Annotated in this window: 29 protein-coding genes; 16 read left to right on the top strand and 13 right to left on the bottom strand. The window is 58.7% G+C overall.

Translation table 11 applies throughout. The features are described 5' to 3' along the window. The first annotated feature begins 228 nt into the window (after positions 1–228). Entirely contained in the window at positions 229–825 is a 597-nt protein-coding gene (locus AB4Y89_RS07505) for a response regulator (protein WP_442300287.1), read from the top strand. Positions 826–980: 155 nt separating this feature from the next. Here AB4Y89_RS07505 and AB4Y89_RS07510 read toward each other — a convergent pair whose 3' ends face one another. Then, the gene (locus tag AB4Y89_RS07510; RefSeq protein ID WP_442300288.1) at positions 981–1,820 is read right to left on the bottom strand and encodes an NmrA family NAD(P)-binding protein; all 840 of its coding nucleotides are present in this window, start codon (positions 1,818–1,820) and stop codon (positions 981–983) included. Further along, a complete protein-coding gene (locus AB4Y89_RS07515; protein ID WP_442300289.1) occupies positions 1,817–2,314 on the bottom strand; it encodes an anthrone oxygenase family protein in 498 nt (165 codons plus the stop codon). Before AB4Y89_RS07515 ends, AB4Y89_RS07510 begins: the two co-directional genes overlap by 4 nt. 189 nt (positions 2,315–2,503) lie before the next feature. Between AB4Y89_RS07515 and AB4Y89_RS07520 the strand changes: the two genes are divergently transcribed. From AB4Y89_RS07520 to AB4Y89_RS07535, 4 genes are all read left to right on the top strand, one after another. Then, positions 2,504–3,430, top strand: coding sequence for an AraC family transcriptional regulator (locus tag AB4Y89_RS07520; RefSeq protein WP_442300290.1), 927 nt, complete (start codon positions 2,504–2,506; stop codon positions 3,428–3,430). A gap of 35 nt (positions 3,431–3,465) precedes the next feature. Further along, the gene (locus tag AB4Y89_RS07525; RefSeq protein WP_442300291.1) at positions 3,466–3,981 is read left to right on the top strand and encodes a transglycosylase domain-containing protein; all 516 of its coding nucleotides are present in this window, start codon (positions 3,466–3,468) and stop codon (positions 3,979–3,981) included. Further along, entirely contained in the window at positions 3,978–4,622 is a 645-nt protein-coding gene (locus AB4Y89_RS07530; RefSeq protein WP_442300292.1) for a flavin reductase family protein, read from the top strand. Before AB4Y89_RS07525 ends, AB4Y89_RS07530 begins: the two co-directional genes overlap by 4 nt. Before the next feature lie 357 nt (positions 4,623–4,979). Continuing rightward, positions 4,980–6,623 carry a hypothetical protein gene (locus AB4Y89_RS07535; RefSeq protein WP_442300293.1) on the top strand — a complete coding sequence of 548 codons (1,644 nt, stop codon included), beginning with the start codon at positions 4,980–4,982 and terminating at the stop codon, positions 6,621–6,623. A gap of 361 nt (positions 6,624–6,984) precedes the next feature. Here AB4Y89_RS07535 and AB4Y89_RS07540 read toward each other — a convergent pair whose 3' ends face one another. Then, positions 6,985–7,542, bottom strand: coding sequence for a hypothetical protein (locus AB4Y89_RS07540; RefSeq protein WP_442300294.1), 558 nt, complete (start codon positions 7,540–7,542; stop codon positions 6,985–6,987). 90 nt (positions 7,543–7,632) lie between these two features. Between AB4Y89_RS07540 and AB4Y89_RS07545 the strand changes: the two genes are divergently transcribed. Both AB4Y89_RS07545 and AB4Y89_RS07550 read left to right on the top strand, forming a co-directional pair. Continuing rightward, on the top strand, positions 7,633–8,220 hold the full coding sequence (locus AB4Y89_RS07545) for an anthranilate synthase component II (protein ID WP_442300295.1): 588 nt from the start codon (positions 7,633–7,635) through the stop codon (positions 8,218–8,220). After that, positions 8,221–9,186 (top strand): nuclease, encoded by a 966-nt coding sequence (locus tag AB4Y89_RS07550; protein ID WP_442300296.1) that lies wholly within the window; start codon positions 8,221–8,223, stop codon positions 9,184–9,186. It begins immediately after the preceding gene. 113 nt (positions 9,187–9,299) lie between these two features. On the opposite strand, the gene AB4Y89_RS07555 is transcribed toward AB4Y89_RS07550, so the two are convergent. Then, positions 9,300–9,806, bottom strand: a complete 507-nt coding sequence (locus AB4Y89_RS07555) for a hypothetical protein (protein ID WP_442300297.1) — start codon at positions 9,804–9,806, stop codon at positions 9,300–9,302. 129 nt (positions 9,807–9,935) lie between these two features. Here AB4Y89_RS07555 and AB4Y89_RS07560 point away from each other — a divergent pair, with 129 nt between their 5' ends. Beyond that, complete coding sequence (locus AB4Y89_RS07560; RefSeq protein ID WP_442300298.1) at positions 9,936–10,769, top strand: DUF4159 domain-containing protein; 834 nt, start codon at positions 9,936–9,938, stop codon at positions 10,767–10,769. 161 nt (positions 10,770–10,930) lie between these two features. Here the strand turns inward: AB4Y89_RS07560 and AB4Y89_RS07565 are convergent, their stop codons facing one another. Continuing rightward, positions 10,931–12,040, bottom strand: coding sequence for an aldo/keto reductase (locus AB4Y89_RS07565; RefSeq protein ID WP_442300299.1), 1,110 nt, complete (start codon positions 12,038–12,040; stop codon positions 10,931–10,933). A 167-nt stretch (positions 12,041–12,207) separates the two neighbouring features. On the opposite strand from AB4Y89_RS07565, the gene AB4Y89_RS07570 reads away from it, so the two are divergent. The 3 genes from AB4Y89_RS07570 (at position 12,208) to AB4Y89_RS07580 (ending at position 13,468) form a co-directional block, all read left to right on the top strand. After that, positions 12,208–12,411 (top strand): cold-shock protein, encoded by a 204-nt coding sequence (locus AB4Y89_RS07570; protein ID WP_442300300.1) that lies wholly within the window; start codon positions 12,208–12,210, stop codon positions 12,409–12,411. A gap of 104 nt (positions 12,412–12,515) precedes the next feature. Beyond that, positions 12,516–12,785 (top strand): hypothetical protein, encoded by a 270-nt coding sequence (locus AB4Y89_RS07575; RefSeq protein ID WP_442300301.1) that lies wholly within the window; start codon positions 12,516–12,518, stop codon positions 12,783–12,785. 212 nt (positions 12,786–12,997) lie between these two features. Continuing rightward, positions 12,998–13,468, top strand: a complete 471-nt coding sequence (locus AB4Y89_RS07580; protein ID WP_442300302.1) for a hypothetical protein — start codon at positions 12,998–13,000, stop codon at positions 13,466–13,468. Positions 13,469–13,516: 48 nt separating this feature from the next. On the opposite strand, the gene AB4Y89_RS07585 is transcribed toward AB4Y89_RS07580, so the two are convergent. The 3 genes from AB4Y89_RS07585 to AB4Y89_RS07595 all read right to left on the bottom strand — a co-directional run bounded on the left by AB4Y89_RS07585 (position 13,517) and on the right by AB4Y89_RS07595 (position 16,294). After that, positions 13,517–13,750 (bottom strand): hypothetical protein, encoded by a 234-nt coding sequence (locus tag AB4Y89_RS07585; RefSeq protein WP_442300303.1) that lies wholly within the window; start codon positions 13,748–13,750, stop codon positions 13,517–13,519. 15 nt (positions 13,751–13,765) lie between these two features. Next, the gene (locus AB4Y89_RS07590) at positions 13,766–14,752 is read right to left on the bottom strand and encodes a carboxypeptidase-like regulatory domain-containing protein (RefSeq protein ID WP_442300304.1); all 987 of its coding nucleotides are present in this window, start codon (positions 14,750–14,752) and stop codon (positions 13,766–13,768) included. A 330-nt stretch (positions 14,753–15,082) separates the two neighbouring features. Continuing rightward, a complete protein-coding gene (locus tag AB4Y89_RS07595) occupies positions 15,083–16,294 on the bottom strand; it encodes a hypothetical protein (RefSeq protein ID WP_442300305.1) in 1,212 nt (403 codons plus the stop codon). 226 nt (positions 16,295–16,520) lie between these two features. Here AB4Y89_RS07595 and AB4Y89_RS07600 point away from each other — a divergent pair, with 226 nt between their 5' ends. After that, on the top strand, positions 16,521–16,808 hold the full coding sequence (locus AB4Y89_RS07600) for a Dabb family protein (protein WP_442300306.1): 288 nt from the start codon (positions 16,521–16,523) through the stop codon (positions 16,806–16,808). A gap of 5 nt (positions 16,809–16,813) precedes the next feature. Here the strand turns inward: AB4Y89_RS07600 and AB4Y89_RS07605 are convergent, their stop codons facing one another. Continuing rightward, positions 16,814–17,548 (bottom strand): PIG-L deacetylase family protein, encoded by a 735-nt coding sequence (locus AB4Y89_RS07605; protein ID WP_442300307.1) that lies wholly within the window; start codon positions 17,546–17,548, stop codon positions 16,814–16,816. After that, positions 17,539–18,336, bottom strand: a complete 798-nt coding sequence (locus tag AB4Y89_RS07610; protein ID WP_442300308.1) for a ribonuclease HII — start codon at positions 18,334–18,336, stop codon at positions 17,539–17,541. Before AB4Y89_RS07610 ends, AB4Y89_RS07605 begins: the two co-directional genes overlap by 10 nt. Before the next feature lie 267 nt (positions 18,337–18,603). Between AB4Y89_RS07610 and AB4Y89_RS07615 the strand changes: the two genes are divergently transcribed. Continuing rightward, complete coding sequence (locus tag AB4Y89_RS07615; RefSeq protein ID WP_442300309.1) at positions 18,604–19,596, top strand: hypothetical protein; 993 nt, start codon at positions 18,604–18,606, stop codon at positions 19,594–19,596. A 77-nt stretch (positions 19,597–19,673) separates the two neighbouring features. Here AB4Y89_RS07615 and rplS read toward each other — a convergent pair whose 3' ends face one another. Then, positions 19,674–20,027 carry a 50S ribosomal protein L19 gene (gene rplS / locus AB4Y89_RS07620; protein WP_442300310.1) on the bottom strand — a complete coding sequence of 118 codons (354 nt, stop codon included), beginning with the start codon at positions 20,025–20,027 and terminating at the stop codon, positions 19,674–19,676. Between the two features lie 73 nt (positions 20,028–20,100). Further along, positions 20,101–21,210, bottom strand: coding sequence for an SDR family NAD(P)-dependent oxidoreductase (locus AB4Y89_RS07625; RefSeq protein WP_442300311.1), 1,110 nt, complete (start codon positions 21,208–21,210; stop codon positions 20,101–20,103). Positions 21,211–21,302: 92 nt separating this feature from the next. On the opposite strand from AB4Y89_RS07625, the gene AB4Y89_RS07630 reads away from it, so the two are divergent. From AB4Y89_RS07630 to AB4Y89_RS07640, 3 genes are all read left to right on the top strand, one after another. Beyond that, positions 21,303–21,686, top strand: a complete 384-nt coding sequence (locus AB4Y89_RS07630) for a MerR family transcriptional regulator (protein ID WP_442300312.1) — start codon at positions 21,303–21,305, stop codon at positions 21,684–21,686. Beyond that, positions 21,686–22,876: a glycosyltransferase gene (locus tag AB4Y89_RS07635; protein ID WP_442300313.1), complete on the top strand. Its 1,191-nt coding sequence runs from the start codon at positions 21,686–21,688 to the stop codon at positions 22,874–22,876. Before AB4Y89_RS07630 ends, AB4Y89_RS07635 begins: the two co-directional genes overlap by 1 nt. Before the next feature lie 303 nt (positions 22,877–23,179). Next, entirely contained in the window at positions 23,180–24,100 is a 921-nt protein-coding gene (locus tag AB4Y89_RS07640) for a metallophosphoesterase family protein (protein ID WP_442300314.1), read from the top strand. On the opposite strand, the gene AB4Y89_RS07645 is transcribed toward AB4Y89_RS07640, so the two are convergent. Beyond that, positions 24,097–24,321 (bottom strand): transposase, encoded by a 225-nt coding sequence (locus tag AB4Y89_RS07645; RefSeq protein WP_442300326.1) that lies wholly within the window; start codon positions 24,319–24,321, stop codon positions 24,097–24,099. The two genes, AB4Y89_RS07640 and AB4Y89_RS07645, sit on opposite strands and share 4 nt — an antisense overlap. Positions 24,322–24,330 lie beyond the last annotated feature (9 nt).

Here is a 24,330-nt window from a genome sequence, read left to right on the forward strand (position 1 = left end):
CTAGAGCGTCAAACGGCTCAGCACGCAGACGAAAGTATAACAATTTCGCAGGATGATTGGTTGGATTCCTCCATGCGGTACGCGGAAAGACCCCCTCTGCCCGAAACGGCATGGCGGCCGATGAACCAACCAGCGGAGGGTGCTTCCGCATCCCATCTCCCATCAGTACAACGTTTTATGTTGCAATGTTGATTGCCCGCTATAGGGCATGTTAGGAGTTCTGCCTGAATGAAACGCCGCATTTTGCTCGTCGATGACGAAATTGCCGTCCTCCTCACCTTAAAAGCAGTTCTGGAGATCTCAGGCTTCGACGTCGATACCGCCACCTCCGGCCTGGAGGGCCGCCACAAACTCCGCGCCAAACCGTACGACATGGTCATCACCGACATGCGGATGGAACATGAACAGGCAGGCCGCGATGTGGTCGGCTATGCCCGCGGACTGCCCACCCCTCCGGCGATTGCGCTGCTGACCGCCTTCCCCGTCGCCGACGATGACTGGCAAGAGATGGGCGCCGACAAGATGCTGGTCAAACCCATGCAAACCCGGACTCTGCTGGAACAGATTGAGGGGCTTCTCGAGAAACATCTGGCATGTACAGGAGCCTCAACCCCGGCGAAAGCGGGCAAGAAAGCCGCGAAAAAGGTTGCCGCAAAGAAAGCGGCGAAAAAAGCCGTCAAGAAGGCCGTGAAGAAAGCTGCGAAGAAGACAGTCAAAACGGTCTTACCGGCAAAGAAAGCCGCGAAAAAGACAGCTGTAAAAAAGAAGGTAGCCGCAAAAGCCGTGAAAAAGGCAGCCGGCAAGAAAGCTGCGAAAAAGCGCTAGAGCATTTTTCCTGTAGGTGTAGTGTAGGGATTCCGCAACTATGGGCGTTTTCCGCAATGAAAACGCCGCTGCACGCCCTTTCCGGGATACCCGGCAACAGGGAAAATGCTCCAGAGACAAAAGCAAAGGAGGGGAAATCCCCTCCTTTGCTTCCATCACTGCCACATCTCGCGATAATCGGCAGCATACTCCCGAAGCGACCGTGGTGTTTTCCCCGTCAGCCTCTCGAAGTCATCGGTCGGTTGTGAGAGCCTTCCGGTCCGCGTCACGCGAAACAGGCTGAGGATATAGGCGATGTATTCCTCCGGAAGCCCCGCCTGCGACAGCGTTTTGGCGAACTCATCGTCTTCCATCGATACATACCGCACCTCGCTTTGTATGGCCTGACCCAGCACAGCGGCAGCGTTGTCGTAGCGTAGAGCCTCCGGCCCGGTCAACTGGAAGATTTTGCGGTTTACGTCTTCTCTCATCAACGCCGCCGCGGCGGCCGCACCAACGTCGCGGGCGTCGATGAATGGAGTCAGAGCGTCACCCGCCGGTAGCGGCAAAATGCCGTTGTACTTGATCGGCTCTGCCCACCAGGTATGGAAGTTGTCCATGAACCAGTTCGCCCGCACGATTACCCATCGCGCAGCTTTCTGCACCATCTCTTCCACGCGGGTCAACGGTTCCTGCTGCAGGATTACGCTCGCGGAGCTGAGCAGGACGATCTTGCACCCGCGCTGTAACGCGGCTTCCAGCATGGGGAGCATCACTTCGTCTGCAGGCCCAACCGCCGGCTGTGGCTCCATCAGAAAGACGCGGTCGACATCTTTCAGCGCTTCTGTAAAGGTCGCCGGATTCCCGTAGTCGAAGCGCACGACTTCAACGCCATCCATCGCGGCAATATTCTGCGGGCTACGGCTCGCCGCACGAACATCCTGCCCGGCGATGGCAAGAGCCTTCACCACGGCTGCTCCAACTTTTCCTGTGCTTCCCGTCACCAGTGTCTTCATGCCGTCTCTCCTTGTTCGCACCGCGCAAGAGCGATGGCAAAGAACACCGTGGAGGCCAACGCCAGAATGGTTCGGGTGTGGTTCCACAGCATCCACACGTTGTAAAACGCTGCCCATGTCTGCGCCGCGTTCGCGGCATGAGCATCGGCTTTTGCCAGGGTGTCGTTCAACGGAACGTTGCATGCAAAGGTCACCGCAAGCGACAGCAGATACAACACGACAGCCGTCAGCATCGGGCCCCGGCCGTGGCGCGTCCGAATCGCGTGCGTTGCCAGCACCAGTGAAGCCAGGCCGGTGCCGAACAAAGCCAAAGCAAACCAGGGATTCTCCGCCGTAATATCGAGCTGCTGCATCGCCACCACCGCGGCATCGACAGGCAGCCGATGCAAGCCCTGCATCACGAAGTTTGAGAAGGCAAAGTAGGCTCCTCCATCGGCGGCGCTGCCGGCGATACAAAAGAGCGTCAGGGGAACGAAGACTCCTGGGTGTGTCATCACGTCTCTCCTCGTTCTTCAACCTACGGAATGCCACGCCGCGAAGACATGGGCAGGCGTCTCGCTTTCATTGCCGTCCGTCTCATTCCGGTGCTGGAGCATTTATGGGAGTTTTCCGCGATGAAAACGCCGCTGCACGCTCTTTCGGGATACCCAGCAATAGGGAAAATGCTGTAACGTCAGTTCCGTATGGGTCGCGCTGTCGACACGAATTGGATCAGTGAAATCGCGAGCAATGCCGCGGCGCTGTGCCGTACACGCACGTCCGCTCCATGGGGCATGAGCATCGCCACCTACGACGGCGTGATGTTTCACTATGTCATTGAAGGGTTCTGCTGGCTGCGCGGCTCGGTCGTGCCGACTCTCGAACTACAGACAGGTGATCTTGTACTGGTGCCACAGGGACTGGACCATGACATCCTCTCAAGCCTCGATGCCACTCCCGAACCGCTTGAGGATTTTCTGCATTGCCCGTCACGGCCTATTACAGGAGATCTTGTCAGCACGCTGCTCTGTGGTGTGTACCTCTCCGGCATCAAGATGGTCCATCCCATCCTGAGTGCATTGCCGCCGGCCATCCATTTCCGCCGCGCGGAGATCGCGAAGCACCCTTCCCTCTCAGCGGCGCTTCGTCAACTTACTACAGAGAGCGAAGCTCCGGGGCCGGGTAGTGAGACGCTGATCCAGCATCTCTTCGATGCGCTCTTCGTGTATATCGTTCGTGCCTGGTCTGCCACCATCAGCGATAACCTTCCCGGCTGGGCCGCGGCGCTTCGTGATCCCAACCTCTCCCGCGCGGTAACGGCGATTCACGCTTCGCCTGGCCGTCCCTGGACGGTACAGGCTCTCGCTGCGGAAGCCGGCCAGTCCCGGGCTGCGTTTGCTCGCCATTTCACCGCAAAGATGGGTGAGGCTCCCCTGGCCTATCTCACGCGCTGGCGTATGGTCCTGGCCGCTCGCCTGCTCCTCGGACGTGAGACCAGTCTGGCTGAAGTAGCCGAGCATGTCGGCTATGAATCAGAGTTCGCTTTCAGCCGGGCCTTCAAGCGGACCTACGGCGTCGCGCCGGCAAGCTATCGCAGAACCTGCCTTCGGGATCTGTACCTCACCCGCTGATCGCATCCCGCAGGCCAACACGTTAAACTCGCTAGATGCGAACCATCATCTCCACAGTTCTGCTTGTCATAGCAATTCCCTGTGTTCTGTTGGCAGGCATGTGGACGTGGGCCTACTTCTCCACACCTGCCGTCGTCACCGAGGCGTATAACCGCGAGCTTGCGCGCACCGCGCCAACCATCCGTACAGCGCAGGTACCGGCGGCCCTGCTGGAGCAGATCCGGACTGCCCGCCCCTTGCCTGAGGCGGCTGCGGAAGCGCTGTTCTTCTTCCCCGGCCAGTACCGTCCCAATCCGGTTCGCAATCTGCAGCGCCGCGTCTTTGCCTCCGCACTCGATCACCGTCTGAGTGAAGACGAGCAGCTACAGCTCTACGTCAATCACGCCAACTTCGGCCCGCTGCACAGCGGCCCAACGCCTGACAAGGATATCGTCGGTTTCGCAGCCGCCTCCCAGGCGTATTTCGATAAACCGCTCACCAATCTAGCTCCGGAACAATTGCAAGCTCTGCTCGACGCGCTGCAGCACAAATCCATACAATCTGCTCCATGAGTGCGGAGTTTACGTCGTTCGATCTCTCGACCATGACGCCCGGCGGTGTCTATAAGCTACTGGCTTCCCTCGTAGTGCCGCGGCCCATCGCCTGGGTCGTCTCGCATTCGCCTACGGGGCATTTGAACGCAGCGCCATTCTCGTTCTTCAATATGCTGGCGTCCGACCCGCCAGTCGTTGGCGTTGGATTTGGAATGCACTCCACTGGGGCGGACAAGGATACCTACACCAACATCATTGCGACCGAAGAGTTCACCGTTCACATCGTGACCGAAGAGACTGCCGAGGCGATGAATATCACGGCAGTGGAGGCTCCTCATCACGTCAACGAGATTGAGCTTGCCGGTCTGACGCTGGCCCCCGGTGTGGCCGTGAACACCCCACGCATCCTGGAGTCTCCGGCTGCCCTGGAGTGCCGTCTGCTGCAGACCATCCAGCCCGGCCGCACAAGCAAGATCATTCTCGGTGAGGTCGTTTATGCTCACGTCCTGACCAGCGCCTTCTCTGACCTGGAGAAGTTGAACATGGACGTCCACGCAATTCACCAGATCGGCCGCATGCAGGGTGGCCTCGGCGGCGGCTATACGCGTACCCGCGATACCTTCGATATCCCGCGGCCGGTGTGGAGAGAGCGCTCCTAGTTGCTGGTTGCTAGCTGTTGTAACGTGGCCACGGGATTGGGTGCCCCATCCATCGCATCGCGATGGGTGGGAGGTCTCGCGAAGCGAGATCGCTTTTCTTACCTTGGGCAACCGTAAGAAGTACAGGTCGAGAAGAAGATTTCTCCGCTTCCTTGGATCGCAACGAAATGACAGAGAAAAAAACGGTTCGAGCTTCGCTCGAATATCCCACCCATCGCTTTGCGATGGATGGGGCACCCAGAGTATGGGCGAACCTAAATCCCCCTCTCTGAGTTCTGAATCGGGAAGTTAAGAGGATTCTCATGCCTGTTTCTTCAGGCGTTTCTGTCCTATCCCGCTACAGTACTGACAGCAACCATGCTTCTCCCCTCGCGTCCTGGCATCCGCACCAGCGGAATAACCCTTGCTGTGTTCACGACAGTGCTCCTGACCGGATGCGGCAGTGGCGGTTCGCTGAGCCTGCTCTCCGGAGCTGCTTCGTCCAGCGCGACGGCCTCCGGGTCGTCTTCTGGTACATCGAACGGAACCGGCAGCTCTTCCTCGGGTAGCAGTAGCACAGGTTCGGGGAGTTCCACAGGCTCCAGCAGCGGCACTGGTGCAGGTACCAGCGGCTCGTCCTCAGGCAGTGGAAGTACAGGTTCAGGTAGCTCTTCAGGCTCTGGCAGCAGCTCTGGTTCAGATACCGGCAGCTCTTCCTCAGGTAGTGGCAGCACAGGATCAGGGAGCGGAAGCTCCTCCGGAAGCAGCACTCCCACCATCCTGCTCTCGCAACCCTTCATCGGTCAGACAACTGGCCAGAACGTAACCTATGTCGCTACGGCCACGGCCAATGCATGCAGCAAGGGCATCGCCTCGATGGGCGTTTACGTGGATAACAAGCTCGTCTATGTCGTTCAGGGCGGGTCCCTCAATACGACTCTGTCGCTCACTCCTGGCTCTCACGACACGGCGGTCGAGGCGTCGGATCTCTGCGGCAGCTCGTCGAAGCTGTCAGTTCCCATCACTGTCACGGCGAAGACTGAGGTCTGGGTCAACTCTCCGAACGCAGGTAAGTCGAGCACCGTACCCGCCTTTGTAGCCTCAGCTACGACAACCTGCGCCTCAGGTATTGCTGCCATGGAGTTGTACGTGGATGGCCAGCTAATCGAGACCGAACAGGGCAATACCCTCAACTATCAGGCCGYGCTCTCGCCCGGCGCACACCAGACCGTGGTGCTGTCCCGGGATAACTGTGGCGGCTCCGCCAAGACGCCTATCGATCTCGTGACTGTAGGGCCCTCGAACACCTTCACCAACCTGCAGGCAAGTCCTGCATGGAATATGTCAGGGCAGAAGACTCCTTATTACGACAACTGCGTCGACCATATTGAGCCCGGAGCCTGCGATGGCGTCACGTACTCCTACAACCGCAATATTGCTTCGCCGTCGCTGACTGGATCTGCGGCGCAGTTCAACCTTGGCGGCACCCTGCCCTACTCTGACGTGCTCTTCTGGAATCACCTGATCGGAGCGTTTTCTTCGCAGAACCTTCCGGACATCGACCACAAGCTCATCGCCGCGACGAAGAACTTCACCTACGATGCCTACTTCTACGTCAGCAGCTATGACGAAGTACACACGCAGGCGCTCGAATTCGACATCAACTGGTTTCTGAACTCCACCGGCATGACGTGGGGAACCGAGTGCCGGCTTCGCGGTGGCCACGTATGGGCCTTATGGAACAACGTCGATAAGAAGTGGGAGGCTACCGGCATCCCGTGCACACCGATGAAGGATGCCTGGAACCATGTCACCATCAGCGGAAAGCGCAACGACGACAACACACTGACCTATCAGACCATCACGCTGAACGGAAAGTCGGTTGTGCTGAATAAGACGATTGCTCCCTTCTGGGTGCCGGCCGACTGGTATGGAGTTACGGTGAACTACCAGATGGACGGCGATGAAAAGCAGACCTCGGTCAAGAGCTACGTAGACAAGTTCAGCTTTATGTTCTGGTAGAGAAACGGGAGTGAGCATTTACCTCCGGGGCGCCCGAGTAGAGAAGCGGATTTCTCCGCTACCTTTTACCCCAAGCCAGCGAAGCTGGCGGGGGGCTCCGAGCGCTGAAGGCGCGATCTATACCAGCCTGGGGCGCAGCCCCAGGTCACGGGTACGTTGAGAAACTAAGGGCTGAAAGCCCGCTCTATAGCTCTGCAGTGTCCTGAGTCTCGAGTTCGCGCCATACATCATGCAGGGTGTTTGCCTGCCGAAGTATTGAAAAGCGGGTCCTTCACTTCGCTCAGGATGACAACCTTTTGATCGGTTACGACGTTTGAAAGAAAACTTCCCTTCACGGCGCTGGCACTCATTCCACTGACAGCTACTCGACATTCCCCGTCAGGTCCAGGCCGATAATCAGGCCGTTTGCATCCAGTGTGATCTCCAGGACGGTGCCGTTCTGCCACTCCCAGTGCAGCAGCGTTGTCTGCGGCCGCTTTCCGGGAGTGATGGTAACGCGAGAGCCGTAGGCGGCGAGCGCCTTCGATGCAGGGTCACCCATACCGACACCACGGAATGTCGCACAACTGCCTGGCTCGGGCTTACTGACCGCAGGCTGATCCTCGGGCCGGGTGACGGTCGCCGAGTAGGTCGTCCGCGGGCCTTTCGGGTCGGCGTAGCGTGAAAGCACACGCACATGGCAGGCGGGCGTATCCCACTCCACCGACTCGTCTCCGCCACCCGAGCCGTTGGAGTCGTTTTCCATCATCACGGCGTTCTTGTGCAGGTCGGCAGGCAATCTATAACGGCCCATCTGGATATCAACGCCCGCAAGCCTGCGTTCTGCCAGCCCCGGAGCGGCGGTGGAAGCAGGTTTCTGTGCGAGGACAACGGTGACGCATAACGGCAGCAACAACGCGCCGGAAGTTCGCAAACCCACAGATTCTTTTACTCCTTCCTGGCAACCATATCGCAACTCCGCTGGATGCGGAATTGCGAGCGATACACTAAAGACAGGGATTTCTCAGCTATGGTCTTCGTTCTGGATAACTACGACTCTTTTACCTACAACCTGGTGCAGTACATGGGCGAGCTGGGCGCTGAGCTGGTCATCCGCCGCAACGATGAGCTGTCGCCGGAGGAGATCGAGGCGCTGAAGCCCTCGCATATCGTCATCTCCCCTGGTCCCTGCACGCCGCAGGATGCAGGCGTCTCCATCGACCTGATCCGGCACTTTGCCGGGCCTGCCCGGGGTGCCGGGGTGCCGATCCTCGGCGTTTGCCTCGGTCATCAGTCGATCGGAGCAGCCTTTGGCGCCACCGTCACCCGCGCCGCCCGCCTGATGCATGGCAAGACCAGTGAGGTGGAACACGACGGCAAGACTGTCTTCCACGGGATTCAGACGCCGATGACCTGCACCCGCTACCACTCGCTGATTGTCACCGAAGAGTCGCTGCCGCCCGAGCTTGAAGTCTCCGCGCGCACCCAGGATCCAGCCGGAAGCACGGTGATGGGCCTGCGTCACAAAACTCTACCAATCGAGGGCGTACAGTTTCATCCGGAGTCTGTCCTGACGGCGGACGGCAAAAAACTGATCGCGAACTTTCTGAAGATGTAAATGGCAGATACAGCACAGCACGGAGCGGGACCGATCCGGCAAGGCATCGGTATTGCTGCCTTCGTGTTGCTGGCTGCTGTATCGCCGGCTCAACAGCCAATCGGCACCGTCACCACCGAGAATGCATCCATCAGCGGTCTGGTCACGGTCTCAAACCAGAAGGCAACGATCGCCAACCAGGGATCGATCACCGCGGCGATCAATCGCACCGCAGAGCTGACGCTGACCCGTGGCGGCGTGGTGCGGGTGTGTTCTACGTCGTCGATCCATCTCTCCCAGGCGAACTCCGCCGATCCTCCCCTGCTGCTCGCTCTGGACCGCGGAGCTCTGGAGGCTAGCTTCCAGGTAACCGCTTCTGACATGCTGATGACCCCTGACCTGCGTTTCCAGGCCAGCGCAACAGGCGAACTCAATCTGCATCTGCGGGTCACTCCCAACGGCGACACCTGCGTGGATAACCGCAGCAAGGCCGATGCTCCCCTGCTCCACGTCACCAGCGCGTTCGGTCCGGAAGGCTACTTCATCAAGCCCGGACAACACCTGCTGTTTGTCGGCGGATCACTGACGCGGGTGATCGACACGGAGACCACCGCCTGCGGCTGCCCGCCACCCCAGCCGGAGCCTGTACCGGTCCCGGTTCAGATCGTCGCCGAAGGGAAGCCGGTGACGCCGACACAAGCCGCCGCCGAACATCCCTTTCCAGAGGCACAGTCCGCCGGTCTGGCGCCTGGCCCCGTGGCGGCTCCAGTGCCGGTTGGAGAGGTACATACCCAGATCGCTACGACACTCTCCGTCAATGGCGATGCGCCGAAGCCCGTCCCTCCTCCTCCTGATCCCCAGCCCCAAGCACAACCGCAGAAGACTGCCGCAAAGCCGGCGCCGAAGCCAAACGCTTTCCAGCGGATCGGACACTTTTTCAAGCACATCTTCGGCGGCGGAAAACAGGCAGGAGTGTCAGGGTCCTAGCGATGGGAGTCCGATCCGCACTTCAAGGTCGATGGCTTTCCTTACCCACCCTAGCGTTGCGAGGGCGGGGCACCCCGCCGGGAAGAATCGATAGAAAGCGGCTGCATTGTTCGCTAGCGATGGGCCTCGAAGAACCAGTGCAATAGCCAGCCGAGTGGTGAGTAGGGATTATGCTCGCCGAAGTGAAACTCCCCCTGCGTCTCGCCTCTTGCATTCAGGTCCTCCGATTCAGCGAGCAGGAAGTGCGCCGAATTCGCTCCGGTGAGCCAGGAGCCACGGGTACGAAACTCCCGCCACCCAGTGTGAGTACCGCGCCTTCTGCTAAACCCGGCTGCAAGTAACGCCGTCTCCGCCTCGTGAAACGATCCTGCGAAGGTGAAGGTCCCGGCAGCGGTTTGGCCGGCCTCAGTCTTTGAGTGGGTGATGTGAAAGCAGAAGCCACCAAAACAGTCCTGCCCATCATGCGACACCGGCGGATACCCATTGCTCACAGTGACCGGGTGCAGCCTACCATCGACCTCTGCGAACAGACCGCCGGGCAGGAGGCGCAGAAACGCTGCGAGGTCATGTCCTGTAGAGAGAATCTCTTGCGTGAAACGCTGTCGAGCTTGATGCGGCATGATCTCTTCTGAGGATGACATATCACTCGGAGATGTCGCTTTCCCTATGGCCTGCGTCCAAGTAGACATCGGGCATGCTGTCCAGGGTAAAGGGGCTGTGTGCTATCTTCTGGCCAAACAGGAGCTGGAATGCAGTTGCGGCGTATAACCCGCGCGGGAATCGCACTTGTGCTGCTCGGCGTCGGGTATGCCCAGCGCGGCTTTCAGCATAACTTCCACGAGTATCCCTCAGTGGAGTATGGCCGGGGTGTTCCCCTTCCCTCCGATTGGCAAAAACCGGGAGAGTGGACCTTTGCGCGGCTGATGTTTCCCGGTGGTCCGCTCGACGGCTATCGCGGCCGCTTCGATGGACCATGGCAGGAAGGTCTCTCCCTCTGGACACAGGACTACCCCAAAGCCGACCGCGACTTCGCCGCAAGTCTCCGCCGCCTGACCCGCGTCGATGCCCGCAGCGTTGAACAGCCCGTGAACCTGGAAAGCGGCGATGAGGTCTATGACTATCCCTGGGTGTATGCCGTGCAGGTCGGCGAGTGGGGACTTACCCAGAAACAGGGCGCCAAGCTCCGCGACTATCTGCTGCGCGGAGGCTTCTTCATGGCCGACGACTGTCATGGATCAGAGGAAGAAGCATACTTCACCCAAACCATGAAGATGGTCTTCCCCGAACGCGATCTCGTTGACATTCCTGACAACGATCCCGCCTTTCATGTGCTCTTCGATCTGAATGACCGCATCCAGGTACCGGGAGCAGAGCACTTGAACACGGGCTACAAGAAAGACGGCCGCGTGGCGCGCTGGAAGGGCATCTACGACGACAAAGGCAGGCTGATGGTGGCGTTCAGCCTCAACTCCGATATCGGTGACTCGTGGGAGTATTACGACTCGCCGTGGTATCCGCTGAAGTATTCGGAGATGGGCATCAAGCTCGGCGTGAATTACGTCATCTATGGGATGACGCATTAGAGCATTTTTCCTGTTGCTGGGTATCCCGAGAGGAGCGTGCCGCGGCGTTTTCATTGAGGAAAACGCCCATAGATGCACAAGCCCCTCACTACACCTACAGGGAAAATGCTCTAAATGTGATGGGCGCAGCCGAGGCCACGCCCATCAAAATTGAATGTCGTTTACCTGTTGATGGTTTTCATGCCCACGGCGTTATAGCGATCGCCAGCAACAGCGCCCTTTGGAACTGCCGCATCAATCTCCGCCAGTTCCTCCGCTGAGAATTGAATCTCAACTGCTGCAGCGTTCTCTTCCAGATATTTGCGGCGCTTGGTGCCTGGAATCGGGACAAGGTCGTTGCCCTGCGCCAGCACCCATGCAATCGCAAGCTGGCTGGGCTTGACGCCCTTCTTTTCCGCGAGTTCTTCGAGCTTCGCCACCAGGAGGAGGTTCTTGTCCAGGTTGTCTCCCGAGAAGCGCGGGTACCGTGCGACCCGTGAGTCGGAAGCATCAAGCGCCGACGTGTCCTTGATGGCCCCGGTAAGGAAGCCACGGCCTAATGGGGAATAAGGCACAAAGCCAATCCCAAGCTCGCGCACGGTGGGCAGAATTTCATCTTCGACATCGCGCTCCCAGAGCGAGTACTCCGTTTGTAGCGCGGTGATGGGATGCACCTTATGCGCACGGCGAATCGTCTCCGGACCAGCTTCCGAAAGACCGAGATACTTTACCTTGCCTGCCGCAACCAGTTCAGCCATAGCGCCGACGGTCTCTTCGATCGGCACATTGGGATCGACACGGTGTTGATAGTAGAGATCGACATAGTCGAGCCCGAGGCGCTGCAGCGAGGCATCGATCGCCTGGTGCACATACTCAGGACGTCCTGAAACCTCCCAGTAGGCTGGATCTTCGCGTTTGCGCAGATTTGCGAATTTGGTCGCCAGAAAGACCTCATCGCGGCGGGGTTTGATGGTCTTGCCGACAAGAGCCTCGTTGTCGCCGAAGCCATAGACGTCCGCGGTGTCGAGGAAGGTGATGCCGAGATCGAGAGATCGCAGCAGGGTTGCGGCCGATTCCGTATCGTTGCGGTCGCCGTAGAACTCACTCATCCCCATGCAGCCGAGGCCGAGGCGAGAGACGATAGCACCCTGAGAGCCAAGCTTGACCTTTTCCATGCGGATACGATGCTTTGAGGTAGTGGCCGGTTCCAGGAAGTCCGCTTCCAGGAAGTCAGGCCTCGCAAAATCCGCGTTGTCAGGCGGCGCTATTTCGCACAGGTGGCGAACTTCCATCACATTACAAGCGACTTGGGCGATCGCGAGAGCTCATAGGCCGTAAGGATGGTATCCTATAACAGGTCGAAGAATCCGATCTGGTCTACTTGCAGGTTCCGGCTTGCCCCTACTCGCAAACACTCCACATTGTGTTCGGCGGTACTCAAATTACAAAGGAATAAGTTATGGAACAAGGAATCGTGAAGTGGTTCAACGATGCAAAGGGATTCGGTTTCATCAGCCGTCAGAGTGGTGAAGATGTTTTCGTTCACCACAAGGCCATAAAAAGCGATGGATTCCGTAGCCTGCAGGAAGGTCAGACAGTACGTTTTAACGTAGTGAAGGGCCAAAAGGGCTGGCAGGCCGAAGACGTTGAAGTCGTCTCTTAAAGCCAGAAGCAACAGGATCGATAGAAAGGGAGCGTCGGCTCCCTTTTCTTGTATGGCCTTATTCGCAATCGATCGCCCCTCAAGCCGTCCGAAGGAGACAGAAAATGCAGAAGCCCGCTAAAGTGCAAGACAAGTACTATCTCAAATCTCTCCATGATGAGATCGATCTCTACGACCGCAAGCTGGCTCACCTGGCAAAGTACGAAGTTTTTGCTTCGGACGCCGAACGTGACACCGCGATCGGCAAGATGGAGACAAAACGAGCAACTTTGGCACGGACTGCGCAGAAGCTTGTGGAGGATGGTATCGAGTTCCAACCTTCCGACCTTCCTCGCTCATTTCGTATGGCACCGGAAAGCGCCAATATCGCCTAACCGAACAGCGAGCGGCTCATACCCTGAAGCTGCACCGCCCAGGGCTACATCATCACTCACAGCTGCTTGCTGATAGTGCTTCACATCCGCAAGACAATGGACATGCATCCAAGGAAGTGCGGCACGTAATATCAGCCACCGCACCCGGCTTTGCTTGCGTTCAGAATGCCATTCAGCAGGCGACTCTACATCAGAAACATGGAGATCACTCTATGCGGAAATCGATCCTATCGCCGGATGTCGATCAAGTAATCCCATCCTCCGATCATTGGCTCAACCTGGAGGAGCTCGCGAGCGTCGAGATCTCCTCGGAAGATCCTCGGTATCCGTTCGAAGATGCTTTGCAAGGAACAGAACAGGGTGGATGGAGAGCAGCAACGCCTGGTCCCCAGGTAATCCGCCTGACATTCGACAAGCCTCTCTCAATTCGCCGCATACGGTTGGAGTTCCGTGAGGATGGACCAGAGAGAGCTCAGGAGTTCGCGCTGTATGCTACGTCCGCGAATCAGGCTCGCAGAGAAGTATTACGCCAACAGTGGACCTTCAGCCCTGGAGGCACTACACAGGAAATCGAAGACTATTCCGTGGAGTTGGTGGATGTAACCGTGATCGAGCTCCAGATCGATCCAGGCCGTCACGACAAGCAGAGGATCGCGTCTCTCCAATCAATTGCGATCGCCTGAAACCTACAGTAGCAAAACGCCTCACTCTGCAACGGCGTTCGAAAGGATTCAGATATGCGCTCCTTCCAGGTCTACCGTGCTCTCGATCGAATTCCGAATCGTTTTGCTCTCTGCCAGACCGTCTGTCGAGGCGCCCGGCATATTCACGTCGACGGAACTCCATTCGGCGGTACTGTCACGGCAATGCTCCACGGTATCGAGAGTGGTGAATTTCACAGCCAGGTCGAAGTCAGAGCGCCTGGAAATAAAAAAGGACTTCTGGCCGCCTGAAGCGGTTTCCACAAGGAATGGCCCACATCAATGCCCGAAGGACAACGTTGTCTGCTTTTCCGGTACCTGCAGTGTGATGCCGCCGACGTCGTTCGTGGAGACAGTCACCTCTTCTTCAGCAGGACCATATTCATGAGAGACCTTGGGCGGTGGCGCGCCTGAGGCCGCGGTCGCATCGAACGCACCTTCCACACGCAATCTGTAGGTTCCCGAAGGCACGAAGGCGATCACGAAGCTGCCATCGGGAGTGATGTCCGCGTTCCGGGAAAATGAGCGGTCACTGGCATCCGTCAATTGCACAGCACCGTGCACCACTGGTATGCCGTCTGCCTGCCGCACAACGCTGCCTCGGACCAGATGCAAGCCGCGAGTAGGAATGGTGATGGCCACGCCCCCCATCTCCTCACTTCCGACGATCTTGAATGTCGATGCTTCCTTCTTGTGGAAGGTTCCGGGCGCATAGAGCTGCTGCGTATTCAGATAGAGGCTGACCGCTTGTGCCGTGTCCCTCGCGAAGACATTCGCCTGCACCATGCCGGCAATCACGCGATATTCGCCGGGAGGAACGCCGGCGATGCGAAACTTTCCCTGGTCATCGGTGGCTACCGCGGGCAAGCTACTCTCTCCTACCCGTGGGCGATTGGCCGAGGTTGGCGATGAGACAGCCTGCACCCTGACATCTGCCGCGGGCGCTCCATCATCGTAGAGAATCTGGCCGCTGATCGCTGCACCGCGCATCAGCTCGACATCCAGAGCTGCCGCTTCCCCTCCGCGAATCGTTACACCTGTTGAGCGAAGATGCCGCTGTACATCCGGCTCAAGACTCTCCCAATCGGAGAGGTCGACACCTGACATGGGATCGAGGTATCCCGTCAGATCCACTTGCACGGCGTACGTGCCAGGTGGGACATGGTCGATGATGAAGGCGCCATTGAGATCGCTGAACCCTTCTCCACGTCCGCGTCCACGGCGAAGAAGATCCGCAGGCTTGGTGTTCTCCTCCGGGAGAGGCACCAGACTGATCCGCGCTTGTCGCGCGGGCGCATGGGTGTCCGCACAGAAGACATGCCCAGTTACGTGGCCTGCAGGAAGAGCCGCGCTCTCCCGTGCCACGGATGGTGGACTCGGTGATTGCGCATGCAACGAGAGAACTGTCGTCAGAAAAAGAAAAGAGACCCCTCGATGCATTTATCGACTCCCATCTCAAGGATTCATCCATTAGACGACGGAGCATTTTCCCTGTAAGCGCAATGTAGGTATTCCGCACCTATGGGCGTTTCCGCAATGAAAACGCCGCTGTACGCCCTTCCGGAATACCCAGTAACAGAGAAAACGCTCTGGAACTCACTTTGGGTTGGCGGCAGAGCGCACTGGAGCTATGATCGGCGGCGGCTTTGTCGGATCCTCAAGGGCGGGTACCTGCAGGGTGATTCCCGTGGCATCTCCCGATGCGACAATCACCGATGCCTGGGTCGTTCCGTAGTGGTGGCTGATGCGGTGAGGACCAGTACTATCCGCCTGCGGCCTTTCGAAGGCGTTCATTACTCGCAAGGTGTACTGACCGGGTGTTACAAAATCGATCCGGAAACTACCGTCCGGTGCGATCTGGCCATTGAGCATAAACGTCGGGTCGTCCTCGTCCACCATCTGGACGTTACCTCCGGTCACTGGCATTCCATTTTCCTGCTGTATGACAGTTCCCGCGACGAAGTGCATGCCTCGCGTCGGAATGGTAATTGTGATCCCGCTTTTCTCGTCTGTTCCTGAGACCTTAATGATGTTGGCGTTCTTTTTGCGAAAGGAGCCTGGCGCATAGATTGTCTGACTGCTTCCAACATTTTGAAACGCACTGCGCCCCGTGGATAAGGGCACCATTCGCTGGATCTGAATAGCAGCCGCCGCAACGTAGTCTCCCGGAGGAATGCTTGAGATTCGAAAATTCCCTTGATCATCCGTGAAATAAGAACGATGGAGCCCGGCACGATGCCGCGCGGTGCTTCCCCCTGGTCCCACCACTGCAGGCGCGTCCATGAGCTGCATTGCGATACCGGATGCTACAGAACCGTCATCAAAAAGGACCTTGCCGGAAAGCGTTGCGCCACGTTCCAGACTGGCATCCAGGCTCGCGGTTTCAGCACCTCTGATGGTGACGGTCGGTAAAGCAGACCGAAGGTTTGCCTGTACTTGCGGATCAGGTTTCATCCAATCCTGCATGTCAACCACCGATGTGGGATCGAGATATCCCGCCAGATCGACCTGCAGCGCATATGTCCCAGGTGCGACATGGGGAATGGCGAACGCACCCTCCATATCGGTTGTGGCCGGCCCTCCAAAGGACGAAAACATCACGCCGATCTGGCGCTCCAAATTTTCGGTGTCACGCAGACGAACCAGGCTCACCCGTGCGAATCTTGCCGGAGCATGAGTGTCTGCGCAGAAGATGTGCCCTGTAACGCTTCCGGAAGGAGGCGGCTGTGTCTGTAGCGATTGGACCTGTGGCGCCTGTTGCGCAGGCAGAGAAACTCCGATTGCCAGAAGAAGAAAAACGCGGCGCATCTGTCGGCTCCGTTCGAGCCGATTATGGGCGAACCCGGCCCGGAGCGCAATCTTCTTTTCGCACTGCAGATACGGGGCTCCGATATGCTGAAGCCCTAGAGCATTTTTCCTGCAGGTGTAGTGTAGGGATTCCGTATCTATGGGCGTTTTCCGCGATGAAAACGCCGCTGCACTCCCCTTCCGAGCTACCCAGCAACAGAGAAAATGCTCTAACAGAAGGAGCTTCATGTTTATTCACGGATTTCTCTTCCGCTGGCAGCCAGGCGTTACCGAAGAACAGATAGCGCGCGCCCAGCGCGAGATTCTTGCCTTCCAGGGCGTAATTCCCGGCCTGCGGGAGGTCCACGTCGGCGAGAACCTCGCGGTCAACAAGGGCGACTACACCTTCGCCGGCGTCATGATCTTTGAAAACAAAGAAATCTACGCCGGCTACTGGGCGCATCCCGCGCATCAGGCGTTGCTCCAGTGGCTCATGCCCCTCATCGAGCCGATCGAGTTCGATCTGGAAGCCTGAGCTCCTTACTCCCGGATGCCGTCGAACATATCGTGCGTCATCGCAGCGGGCTGCGGCGTGGCGGCGGAGATCAGCGTGTAGAACTCCTGCTGTCCGAACTTATCCAGGTACGGCCGTACGCTCTCCAGCACCGGTAACTGCGAGGCGTGTTTCTCGAAGGCCTGAATGCGCACCGGCAGTACCTCCGCCGTATCCAGCACACAGGTCCACGGCGCCGGCATCAATGGCTCTCGCTCCTCGAGCGTGAAGTTGGTGGTGATGTGATATAGCCGCTGCGGCAGATGCAGCTCCAGCCCGAGCTCCGGATACCGCTTGGCGCGTCCAGCCCAGTGATAGGCTGCCGATGTGATGGCGGAGACCATGGTGTGATCGGGATGGACGTTTAACCCGCCATCCAGGCCGAAGGTCACAACCACATGAGGACGGAAGGTCCGCATCCGCTGCACCAGCTTTTTGCCGGCTTCATGCACATTGGCATGCACCAGTTGCGCATCGTGGTAGTCCAGCAGCTCATAGTGCTGGATGCCCAGCACCTGGCAGCTTGCAGCGAACTCTTCACGGCGGATACGGCCCAGATCCTTGCCGTCGGTGGAGGCTCCGCGGTTGCTCGCTGCCTGTCCATCGGTCAGACAGATACAGCTCACCTCGACGCCACGCCGTGTTGCCAGAGCAATCGCTCCTCCAAAGGCAAAGCACTCGTCGTCCGGATGTGCGACGACGACCATCATCCTCAATCCCATGCTGCGTTTTCTCCAGCGGCGCTCTCGCTGAGCACCTCTTCGTCAAAGGGTAGATCATCCATCTCCAACGCTGCTTCCAGCGCAGCATCCGGATCGACCCCAGCCACCGGCGCAAAACTCCGCCGATGCAGCGGTGTTGGCCCCAGTTCCTTCAAAGCTTTTCTGTGAGCCGGGGTCGCATATCCCTTGTGGGACGACAGTCCATACCCCGGATGAGTCTCATCAGCAGCGCGCATCAGAGCATCGCGGTGAACTTTTGCCACCACGGATGCCGCTGCAATCGAGAGCGACAGCGAATCGCCGTAGATCAGCTTTGTCTGCGGACAAGGATGGTCAATGCGCATGGCGTCGATCAGCAGATGATCCGGCTCCAGGGAGAGTCCCGCAACCGCGTTCAACATAGCCAGACGCGACGCCTGATAGATGTTAATGCGGTCGATGGTCTCGGCATCGACCTCAGCGACACAGACGGCCAGAGCCATGGCGCGCACCTGCAGATCCAGGCGCTCGCGGTCTTCGCGCTCCATCTGCTTGGAGTCTTTCAGTCCGGCTTCGGCCAGCTCGGCACACGCTTCCGGCAGAATGACGGCGGYGGCAACTACAGGGCCATACAACGCTCCCCGGCCAACCTCATCCACGCCCGCGATCATCCGGCACCCGCGATAACGTAGCGCCTGCTCCGGAGCATCGGAGCACACGAGCTGACGAAGCATCATCTGTTTGGCTGTTGAGGGAGCCAGCTCCTTCCCGGTACGGGCAGAGACGGCTTTGGGGCGGGAGAAACGCATGGCGCTTCTCCCAGTGTATCGCCTGAATTTCCTCATGACCGATGGCTTGCCATAAGGTATGCTTCCACCGAAGTACTCTCCTAAGAGAAGCAATCAAAAGCGGGTAAAATCCATGACGCGGAATAGAGCATTTTTCCTGTAGGTGTAGTGTAGGGCTTCTGCATCTATGGGCGTTTTCCGCAATGAAAACGCGGCTGCACTCCTCTACCGGGATACCCAGCAACAGGAAAAATGCTCTAGCCGGGCATGGAGGAGCATGGCATATCTATGTCTATGAAGCGGATCTTCACTCTCATCGTGTGCGTCTCCACCCTGGCTGCGGCGCAGGATGCCGCCAAACCCGCGGACCAGGCTCAGCCCCAGGCTGCGCCGCAGAAAGAACAGAAGGAGCAGAAGGAACAGAGCGTAGGCACGCTGCGCGGTCTCTTAGGCGGCAAGAAGGCCAAGCCGGTGGTCAGTCCGGAAGAAGAGGCCAAACACAAGGCTGAGAAGGCTGAGATCCAGAGCCAGATCGATGCGCTTCCCAAGCAGGGCACCCCGATGCTCGATGAGGCCGGCAAGCAGATGCTCGACCCCGACGCCAGGCCGATGTTCAACCCGGCGCCAAAACCTCTGCGTGACAAACACGGCGAGCCAAGGCTGGACGAACACGGCAAGCTGCTTCTGCGGACCAAGGACAATCTCGGCTACGACGAGCACGGGAAGAAGCTGAAGGCGGTCAAAGAGAAAGAACCGAAGAAGGTGCCAGTCACCATCGAACAGGGCACACTCACTGTGGATGGGTGGACCGGCAAAGCGCGGCTGAATTACGACATTGCCGACCTGAAGTATCTCTACATCTATGCGCCGGGCATCGGCAATACCGTCATCTCCGGAGTTCCGTTCGAGGGCGCAACCGAACAGAAGAATGCCTTCGACGGCAAGACGCTCACGGTCTCGGTCAGCGAGCATACGTTGCAGCTCGCCAGTGAAAAGCCGCTGCTGCACCAGAAGCATCCCGCTTCGGCGTATGTCCGCGTCGACCGCGAGTACACCATGAGCTCGCGCTTCCCGGTCATGGGATACGGCACACTCCGGCGTCCGCCCTATGCCTGGCCCGGAGCGAAAGCAGTCTCCACGAATGCCCCGGACCTGCCAAAAGAAGTCAAACCCACGCTGGCCGTCCCCAAGCCGGTAGCGGTACCACCGGCGGTTCCGGGAACAAACCCGGCCGGGGGAACCAAACCTGCGGGAGCCAAGCCCGCGGGGCCTGGCAAATAAAACCAAATCGCAGAAACACGAAAAAGCCGGCCGCAAGGCCGGCTTTTTGCGTCAAGAGAAATTGACGCCTGAAACGCTTAGGAGCGCTCGACTTCCTTCAGACGGGCAGCCTTGCCACGCAGACCGCGCAGATAGAACAGCTTGGCGCGGCGAACCTGGTAGGAACGAACCTTTTCGACCTTGTCGACAACCTTGGAGTTGTACGGGAAGATGCGCTCGACGCCCTGTCCGAAGCTCATCTTACGGACGGTGAAGCTGCCCTGCGGGCCCTGCCTGGTGGCGATCACAATGCCTTCAAACGCCTGGAGACGCTCTTTGTCGCCCTCTTTGATCTTAACCTGCACGCGCACGGTGTCTCCGGGGCCGAACTTCGGGAGATCGGTCCGCTGAAGCTTAGCGGCAAGTTTCTGCATGATGGGGTTGATTGACATGACACACTTTTCCTTCGAAGAGTCGAAGCCTCAGTTTACAGGAAAATCATGCAGATTGGAACCACACGAGACACTAATCGCCAGCGCTCTGGTTGTTCTCGCGCTGTAGATGCTCGTTCCATGCGGCAATCGGCTTGAACTCCGGCTGTGGAAGCTCACTGCCCTTTGCCACCGGCCCATGTTTCACGCCCGTAGGCGCCTCGGGCAGGAACCAGGCGTTCAGGATTCCCGCTACCGTCTGGGTGGTCTCCGGCGCAAGACCATGGATGCGGGCCGCCAGCCAGGCCTGCGGCGTGATAAACAGCTCCGCCTTCCGCGCCGCCACAGCATTGAAGATACGGTTGGCAGCGCGTTTGGTGCTGGCCGAAAGCCCTGGCAGCATCGCCGCCATGGCAAACCACTGGTACTCCTTCTCCGGCTGCCCGCGGAACTCCGCCTTGACGTGGGATCCGGTCCGCAGCAAACCGGGGCACACCGTGGTGACGTGAATCCCCTTCGACTTCAGCTCTACATGCAGCCCCTCGGAGAACCCGGTCAATGCAAACTTCGACGCCGTGTACGGCAACATGTGGGGCACGGCAAGCTTGCCCCCGATGGATGCAATATTCACAATCGTGCCCGATCTGCGGACCAGCATTTGCGGCAGCACCGCATGCACGGTATTCAGTGCCGAGAAGAAGTTCACCCGCATTGCCTCGTCGAAGGCGGCAAGGGGCTGCTCCTCCACCGGGCCGACCTGGATGATGCCGACGTTGTTGATCAGAACATCCACGCGCCCGAAGTGGGTGGTCGCGCGCTGGATCAGATCGGCCGCCGCAGCCTCATCACTCAGATCACAGGGCACCAGCAGCACGTCCTCCGCGTAACGGACAGCGGCGCGGTCCAGCAGCAGTTGCCGGGCGCGCAGCAGCTCCTCGGGATCGCGCGCGGCCAACACCAGCGATGCTCCTCCGCGGGCGAAGCGCTGCGCCAGGGCAAGGCCCAGGCCGCGAGATCCACCGGCGATCACCACCACCTTGTTTTGCACGGCCTTACGGCGTTTGCTCGCCACATAAACCGCACCGGCCGTAACGGCCATACCGGCGGCGCCCAGCAACACCTGGGCCGCCGGATTGGTTGCTGTCGCTGCCCGATAGAGCTTGCGCAGAGCCATCCGCTTGCCAATCTTGTAGAGAAATCCCATAACTATCCGTTCAGATGGCCGTCCACTTCAGCCGGTTGCTGCAACATATCCTTTCGAACTACAAACGGCGTCGAATACTATGGGAGTAGTTTATGGCGACCAAGCGTAAGTCGAAGGGAGCATACATGATCTCGGCCGTGGCCGAGATGTATGACATTCACCCGCAGACGCTTCGCTTATATGAGCGCGAAGGTCTTCTGCGGCCCTCCCGTTCTGAAGGCAACACTCGGCTCTATACCGACGAAGACCTGGAACGCCTGGAGTTCATCCTCAACCTTGCCCGAGACCTTGGTGTGAATATCGCAGGCATCGCGATCGTGCTGCAGATGCGTGAGCGCATGGAAGAGATGAACCGGCAGATGCAGAGCTTTGTCGAGTATGTCCGCAGCGAGATGATCACCCGCATCCATCAGGCCCAGCAGCCGCAGGGTCCGGGTCTCGTACCTTTCAAGCGACCAGTGGGGCCGAAGAAATAGTGAGTTTGACACCGTGGGGGTGGGCTCTCCGGGGCCTGCTGTCTCTTTCGATTCTGGGCACAGTCACGTCTGCCATCTATACCGGCATGGTGATTGTGGCTGCGCTGAAATACCGTACCCGCAAAAGGGCCGCTGAGCGCGTGCCTGCTGACTTTGTTCCTCCGGTCAGCGTCTGCAAGCCGCTGCATGGCGATGAGCCCGGCCTCGAGCGCAACCTCGCCTCCTTCTTCGAGCAGCAGTATCCGGGCGAATGGGAGATGATCTTTGTTGCCCGTCACTCCAACGATGCCGGCTTACAACTGGCACAACGGGTAGGACAGCGATATCCGCAGGTCAATGCGCGCTACCTGACCTGCGGCGAACCGAAGTATCCCAACGCGAAGATGTACTCGCTCGGCGTGCTGGCTGAAGCCGCAAGGCACGAGACGCTGGTCACCAGCGATGCGGACGCGCGCGTGGGTGCGGACTATCTGCTGCGCTGTGTACAGGACCTGAAAGACGGCACCTCTCTCTCCTCCTGCCTCTACCGGGGAACCGTTGACGAGCCCGGCATTGCCACCGCTCTCGATGCCATGGGCAAGACCGTGGAGATGTGCGCCGGCGTCCTGGTGGCGACCATGGTTGAAGGCGGCACAAAGTTCTCGCTAGGCGTCACCATGATCCTGCGCCGCGATGCCTTCGCCCATGCCGGCGGATACGAGGACCTCGGCCAGTACCATGCCGAAGATTTCATCCTTGGCAATCGCCTGGCCGAGCAGGGCAGGCGGGTCATCATGTCGCCGCACATCATCGACCTGACCGTGCCGAAGACCACGCTGGTGCTTAGTTTCCGCAATCAGCTTCGCTGGATGCAGAGCACGCRCCGCTCCCGGCCCGCAGGGCACCTCGGCACCGGTCTCACCTTTGCCCTGCCCTTTGGTGTGCTCGGCCTGCTGTGGGGCCTGTTTGCAGGTCATCCCCTGTTCGGTTTTGGATTCCTCGCTGCTGCCTGCGCAAACCGTATGGCGCAGGCTTTGACGATGCTGAGGATACTGGACGACCCGAACTGGGCGCGCTACACGCTGCTGTATCCGCTGCGTGATCTGATGGGTTCCATCATCTGGCTCTGCTCTTATCTGCCGGGAGAGATGTACTACCACGGCGGGCTGTATGAGCTGACGCCTGATGGTAAGTTGAGGCGGCGCAAGTAGGAAAGTATCAGAAAGTTTCGAGCGAAACCACAGCCTTCGATGGGCTCCAACATCCGTTGCCCCATTCTTCGCTGAAAGCGAAGGGTGGGGTATCGCGCTGTGCGCGACCGTTCTTCGGGATTGAGTGTAGAGCAAAGACAAACACTCCTAAAAACATCGTTCCAATCTCAAGACAACGGCTGTCTCGCTTCGCTCGATACCCCACCCTTCGCGATAAAGCCGCGAAGAATGGGGCAACGAGTGTATCGCCTCCATCAAGCCACATTCATCGTTTCTTTACCTGGATCGGCTACCGTTTTGGCCATGCATCGCAGAGATTTTCTTACACTCGCAGGCACTGCCGGAGCCGCCCTTGCGCTCGGCGTCGACGCTCCGTCCGCCCATGCTCAGCAGCAGGACTTCACCTTCCTCTTCCTGACCGATACTCATATTCAGCCGCAGCTCGATGCTGCCAAGGGCTGCGATATGGCGTTCAAGAAGATGCGGACCGTCAAGGCAGACTTCGCCATCCAGGGTGGCGACCATGTCTTCGACTCCCTGGAGGTTCCAACCTCGCGTGCGCTCAGCCTGTTCGATCTCTACAACAAGAGCGAGCAGGACCTTGGCCTGAAGGTGCATCATGCCATCGGCAACCACGATGTCCTGGGCATCTATCCCAAGAGCGGCGTCTCCCCGACCGATCCGCTCTATGGCAAGAAGACCTTTGAAGACCGCATGGGTGCTCGCTACCGCTCCTTCGACCACAAGGGTATTCACTTCGTCATTCTGGACTCGATCTTCATCACCAGTGACCGCGCCTATGAAGGTCGCATTGAAGCGGATCAGCTAGGCTGGCTGGACGCCGATCTGAAGAAAGTTCCTGCCGGAACGCCGATCGTCGTGACCAGCCACATTCCCATCATCTCAGCCTACGAGCAATACCTTCCGCCTCCGGCTAAGCCTTCAGCTCATCACGGACTGACAGTCGCGAACTCGGCAGAGGTGATCAAGACCTTCGAAGGACACAACGTTCTGGCTGTACTGCAGGGCCATACTCACGTCAACGAGGTCGTTACCTGGAAGGGTGTGCAGTACATCACGTCCGGCGCTGTAAGCGGCAACTGGTGGAAGGGTACGCACATGGGATCGCCCGAGGGCTATACCGTCGTGACCGTATCGAATGGCAAACTCTCGACACGGTATGAGACCTATGGCTTTCGGGCAACGGTGCGGGAAGATAGCTAGGGTGTATCGACAAATTGCTGGAGGTGTAACCACGAGCATGCGAGGGCGACGGTAGCAGCGAAGCAAGCAACGTATTTGCAGTATCTTGTGGCGAACCTTCTGAACTGTTTGAGTCTGTTGAAGCATCGTTCGATGCGGTTTCTGAGTTTGTAGAGCGTCAGATCGTAGGTTCGCTGCCGCCGCCGGTTGGCTTTGGATGGGATCACGGCAGTGGCTCCCATGGCTTGAAC

The sequence above is a fragment of the Terriglobus sp. 2YAB30_2 genome (assembly GCF_052114765.1).
Lineage (GTDB): Bacteria > Acidobacteriota > Terriglobia > Terriglobales > Acidobacteriaceae > Terriglobus.

Bases quoted from the DNA above. Each gene is read 5' to 3' on its own strand.
- AB4Y89_RS07505 (WP_442300287.1), top strand. From the start codon at position 229: ATGAAACGCCGCATTTTGCTCGTCGATGACGAAATTGCCGTCCTCCTC.
- AB4Y89_RS07510 (WP_442300288.1), bottom strand. From the start codon at position 1,820: ATGAAGACACTGGTGACGGGAAGCACAGGAAAAGTTGGAGCAGCCGTG.
- AB4Y89_RS07515 (WP_442300289.1), bottom strand. From the start codon at position 2,314: ATGACACACCCAGGAGTCTTCGTTCCCCTGACGCTCTTTTGTATCGCC.
- AB4Y89_RS07520 (WP_442300290.1), top strand. From the start codon at position 2,504: ATGGGTCGCGCTGTCGACACGAATTGGATCAGTGAAATCGCGAGCAAT.
- AB4Y89_RS07525 (WP_442300291.1), top strand. From the start codon at position 3,466: ATGCGAACCATCATCTCCACAGTTCTGCTTGTCATAGCAATTCCCTGT.
- AB4Y89_RS07530 (WP_442300292.1), top strand. From the start codon at position 3,978: ATGAGTGCGGAGTTTACGTCGTTCGATCTCTCGACCATGACGCCCGGC.
- AB4Y89_RS07545 (WP_442300295.1), top strand. From the start codon at position 7,633: ATGGTCTTCGTTCTGGATAACTACGACTCTTTTACCTACAACCTGGTG.
- AB4Y89_RS07550 (WP_442300296.1), top strand. From the start codon at position 8,221: ATGGCAGATACAGCACAGCACGGAGCGGGACCGATCCGGCAAGGCATC.
- AB4Y89_RS07555 (WP_442300297.1), bottom strand. From the start codon at position 9,806: ATGCCGCATCAAGCTCGACAGCGTTTCACGCAAGAGATTCTCTCTACA.
- AB4Y89_RS07560 (WP_442300298.1), top strand. From the start codon at position 9,936: ATGCAGTTGCGGCGTATAACCCGCGCGGGAATCGCACTTGTGCTGCTC.
- AB4Y89_RS07565 (WP_442300299.1), bottom strand. From the start codon at position 12,040: ATGGAAGTTCGCCACCTGTGCGAAATAGCGCCGCCTGACAACGCGGAT.
- AB4Y89_RS07570 (WP_442300300.1), top strand. From the start codon at position 12,208: ATGGAACAAGGAATCGTGAAGTGGTTCAACGATGCAAAGGGATTCGGT.
- AB4Y89_RS07575 (WP_442300301.1), top strand. From the start codon at position 12,516: ATGCAGAAGCCCGCTAAAGTGCAAGACAAGTACTATCTCAAATCTCTC.
- AB4Y89_RS07580 (WP_442300302.1), top strand. From the start codon at position 12,998: ATGCGGAAATCGATCCTATCGCCGGATGTCGATCAAGTAATCCCATCC.
- AB4Y89_RS07595 (WP_442300305.1), bottom strand. From the start codon at position 16,294: ATGCGCCGCGTTTTTCTTCTTCTGGCAATCGGAGTTTCTCTGCCTGCG.
- AB4Y89_RS07600 (WP_442300306.1), top strand. From the start codon at position 16,521: ATGTTTATTCACGGATTTCTCTTCCGCTGGCAGCCAGGCGTTACCGAA.
- AB4Y89_RS07605 (WP_442300307.1), bottom strand. From the start codon at position 17,548: ATGGGATTGAGGATGATGGTCGTCGTCGCACATCCGGACGACGAGTGC.
- AB4Y89_RS07615 (WP_442300309.1), top strand. From the start codon at position 18,604: ATGTCTATGAAGCGGATCTTCACTCTCATCGTGTGCGTCTCCACCCTG.
- rplS (WP_442300310.1), bottom strand. From the start codon at position 20,027: ATGTCAATCAACCCCATCATGCAGAAACTTGCCGCTAAGCTTCAGCGG.
- AB4Y89_RS07625 (WP_442300311.1), bottom strand. From the start codon at position 21,210: ATGGGATTTCTCTACAAGATTGGCAAGCGGATGGCTCTGCGCAAGCTC.
- AB4Y89_RS07630 (WP_442300312.1), top strand. From the start codon at position 21,303: ATGGCGACCAAGCGTAAGTCGAAGGGAGCATACATGATCTCGGCCGTG.
- AB4Y89_RS07640 (WP_442300314.1), top strand. From the start codon at position 23,180: ATGCATCGCAGAGATTTTCTTACACTCGCAGGCACTGCCGGAGCCGCC.
- AB4Y89_RS07645 (WP_442300326.1), bottom strand. From the start codon at position 24,321: ATGGGAGCCACTGCCGTGATCCCATCCAAAGCCAACCGGCGGCGGCAG.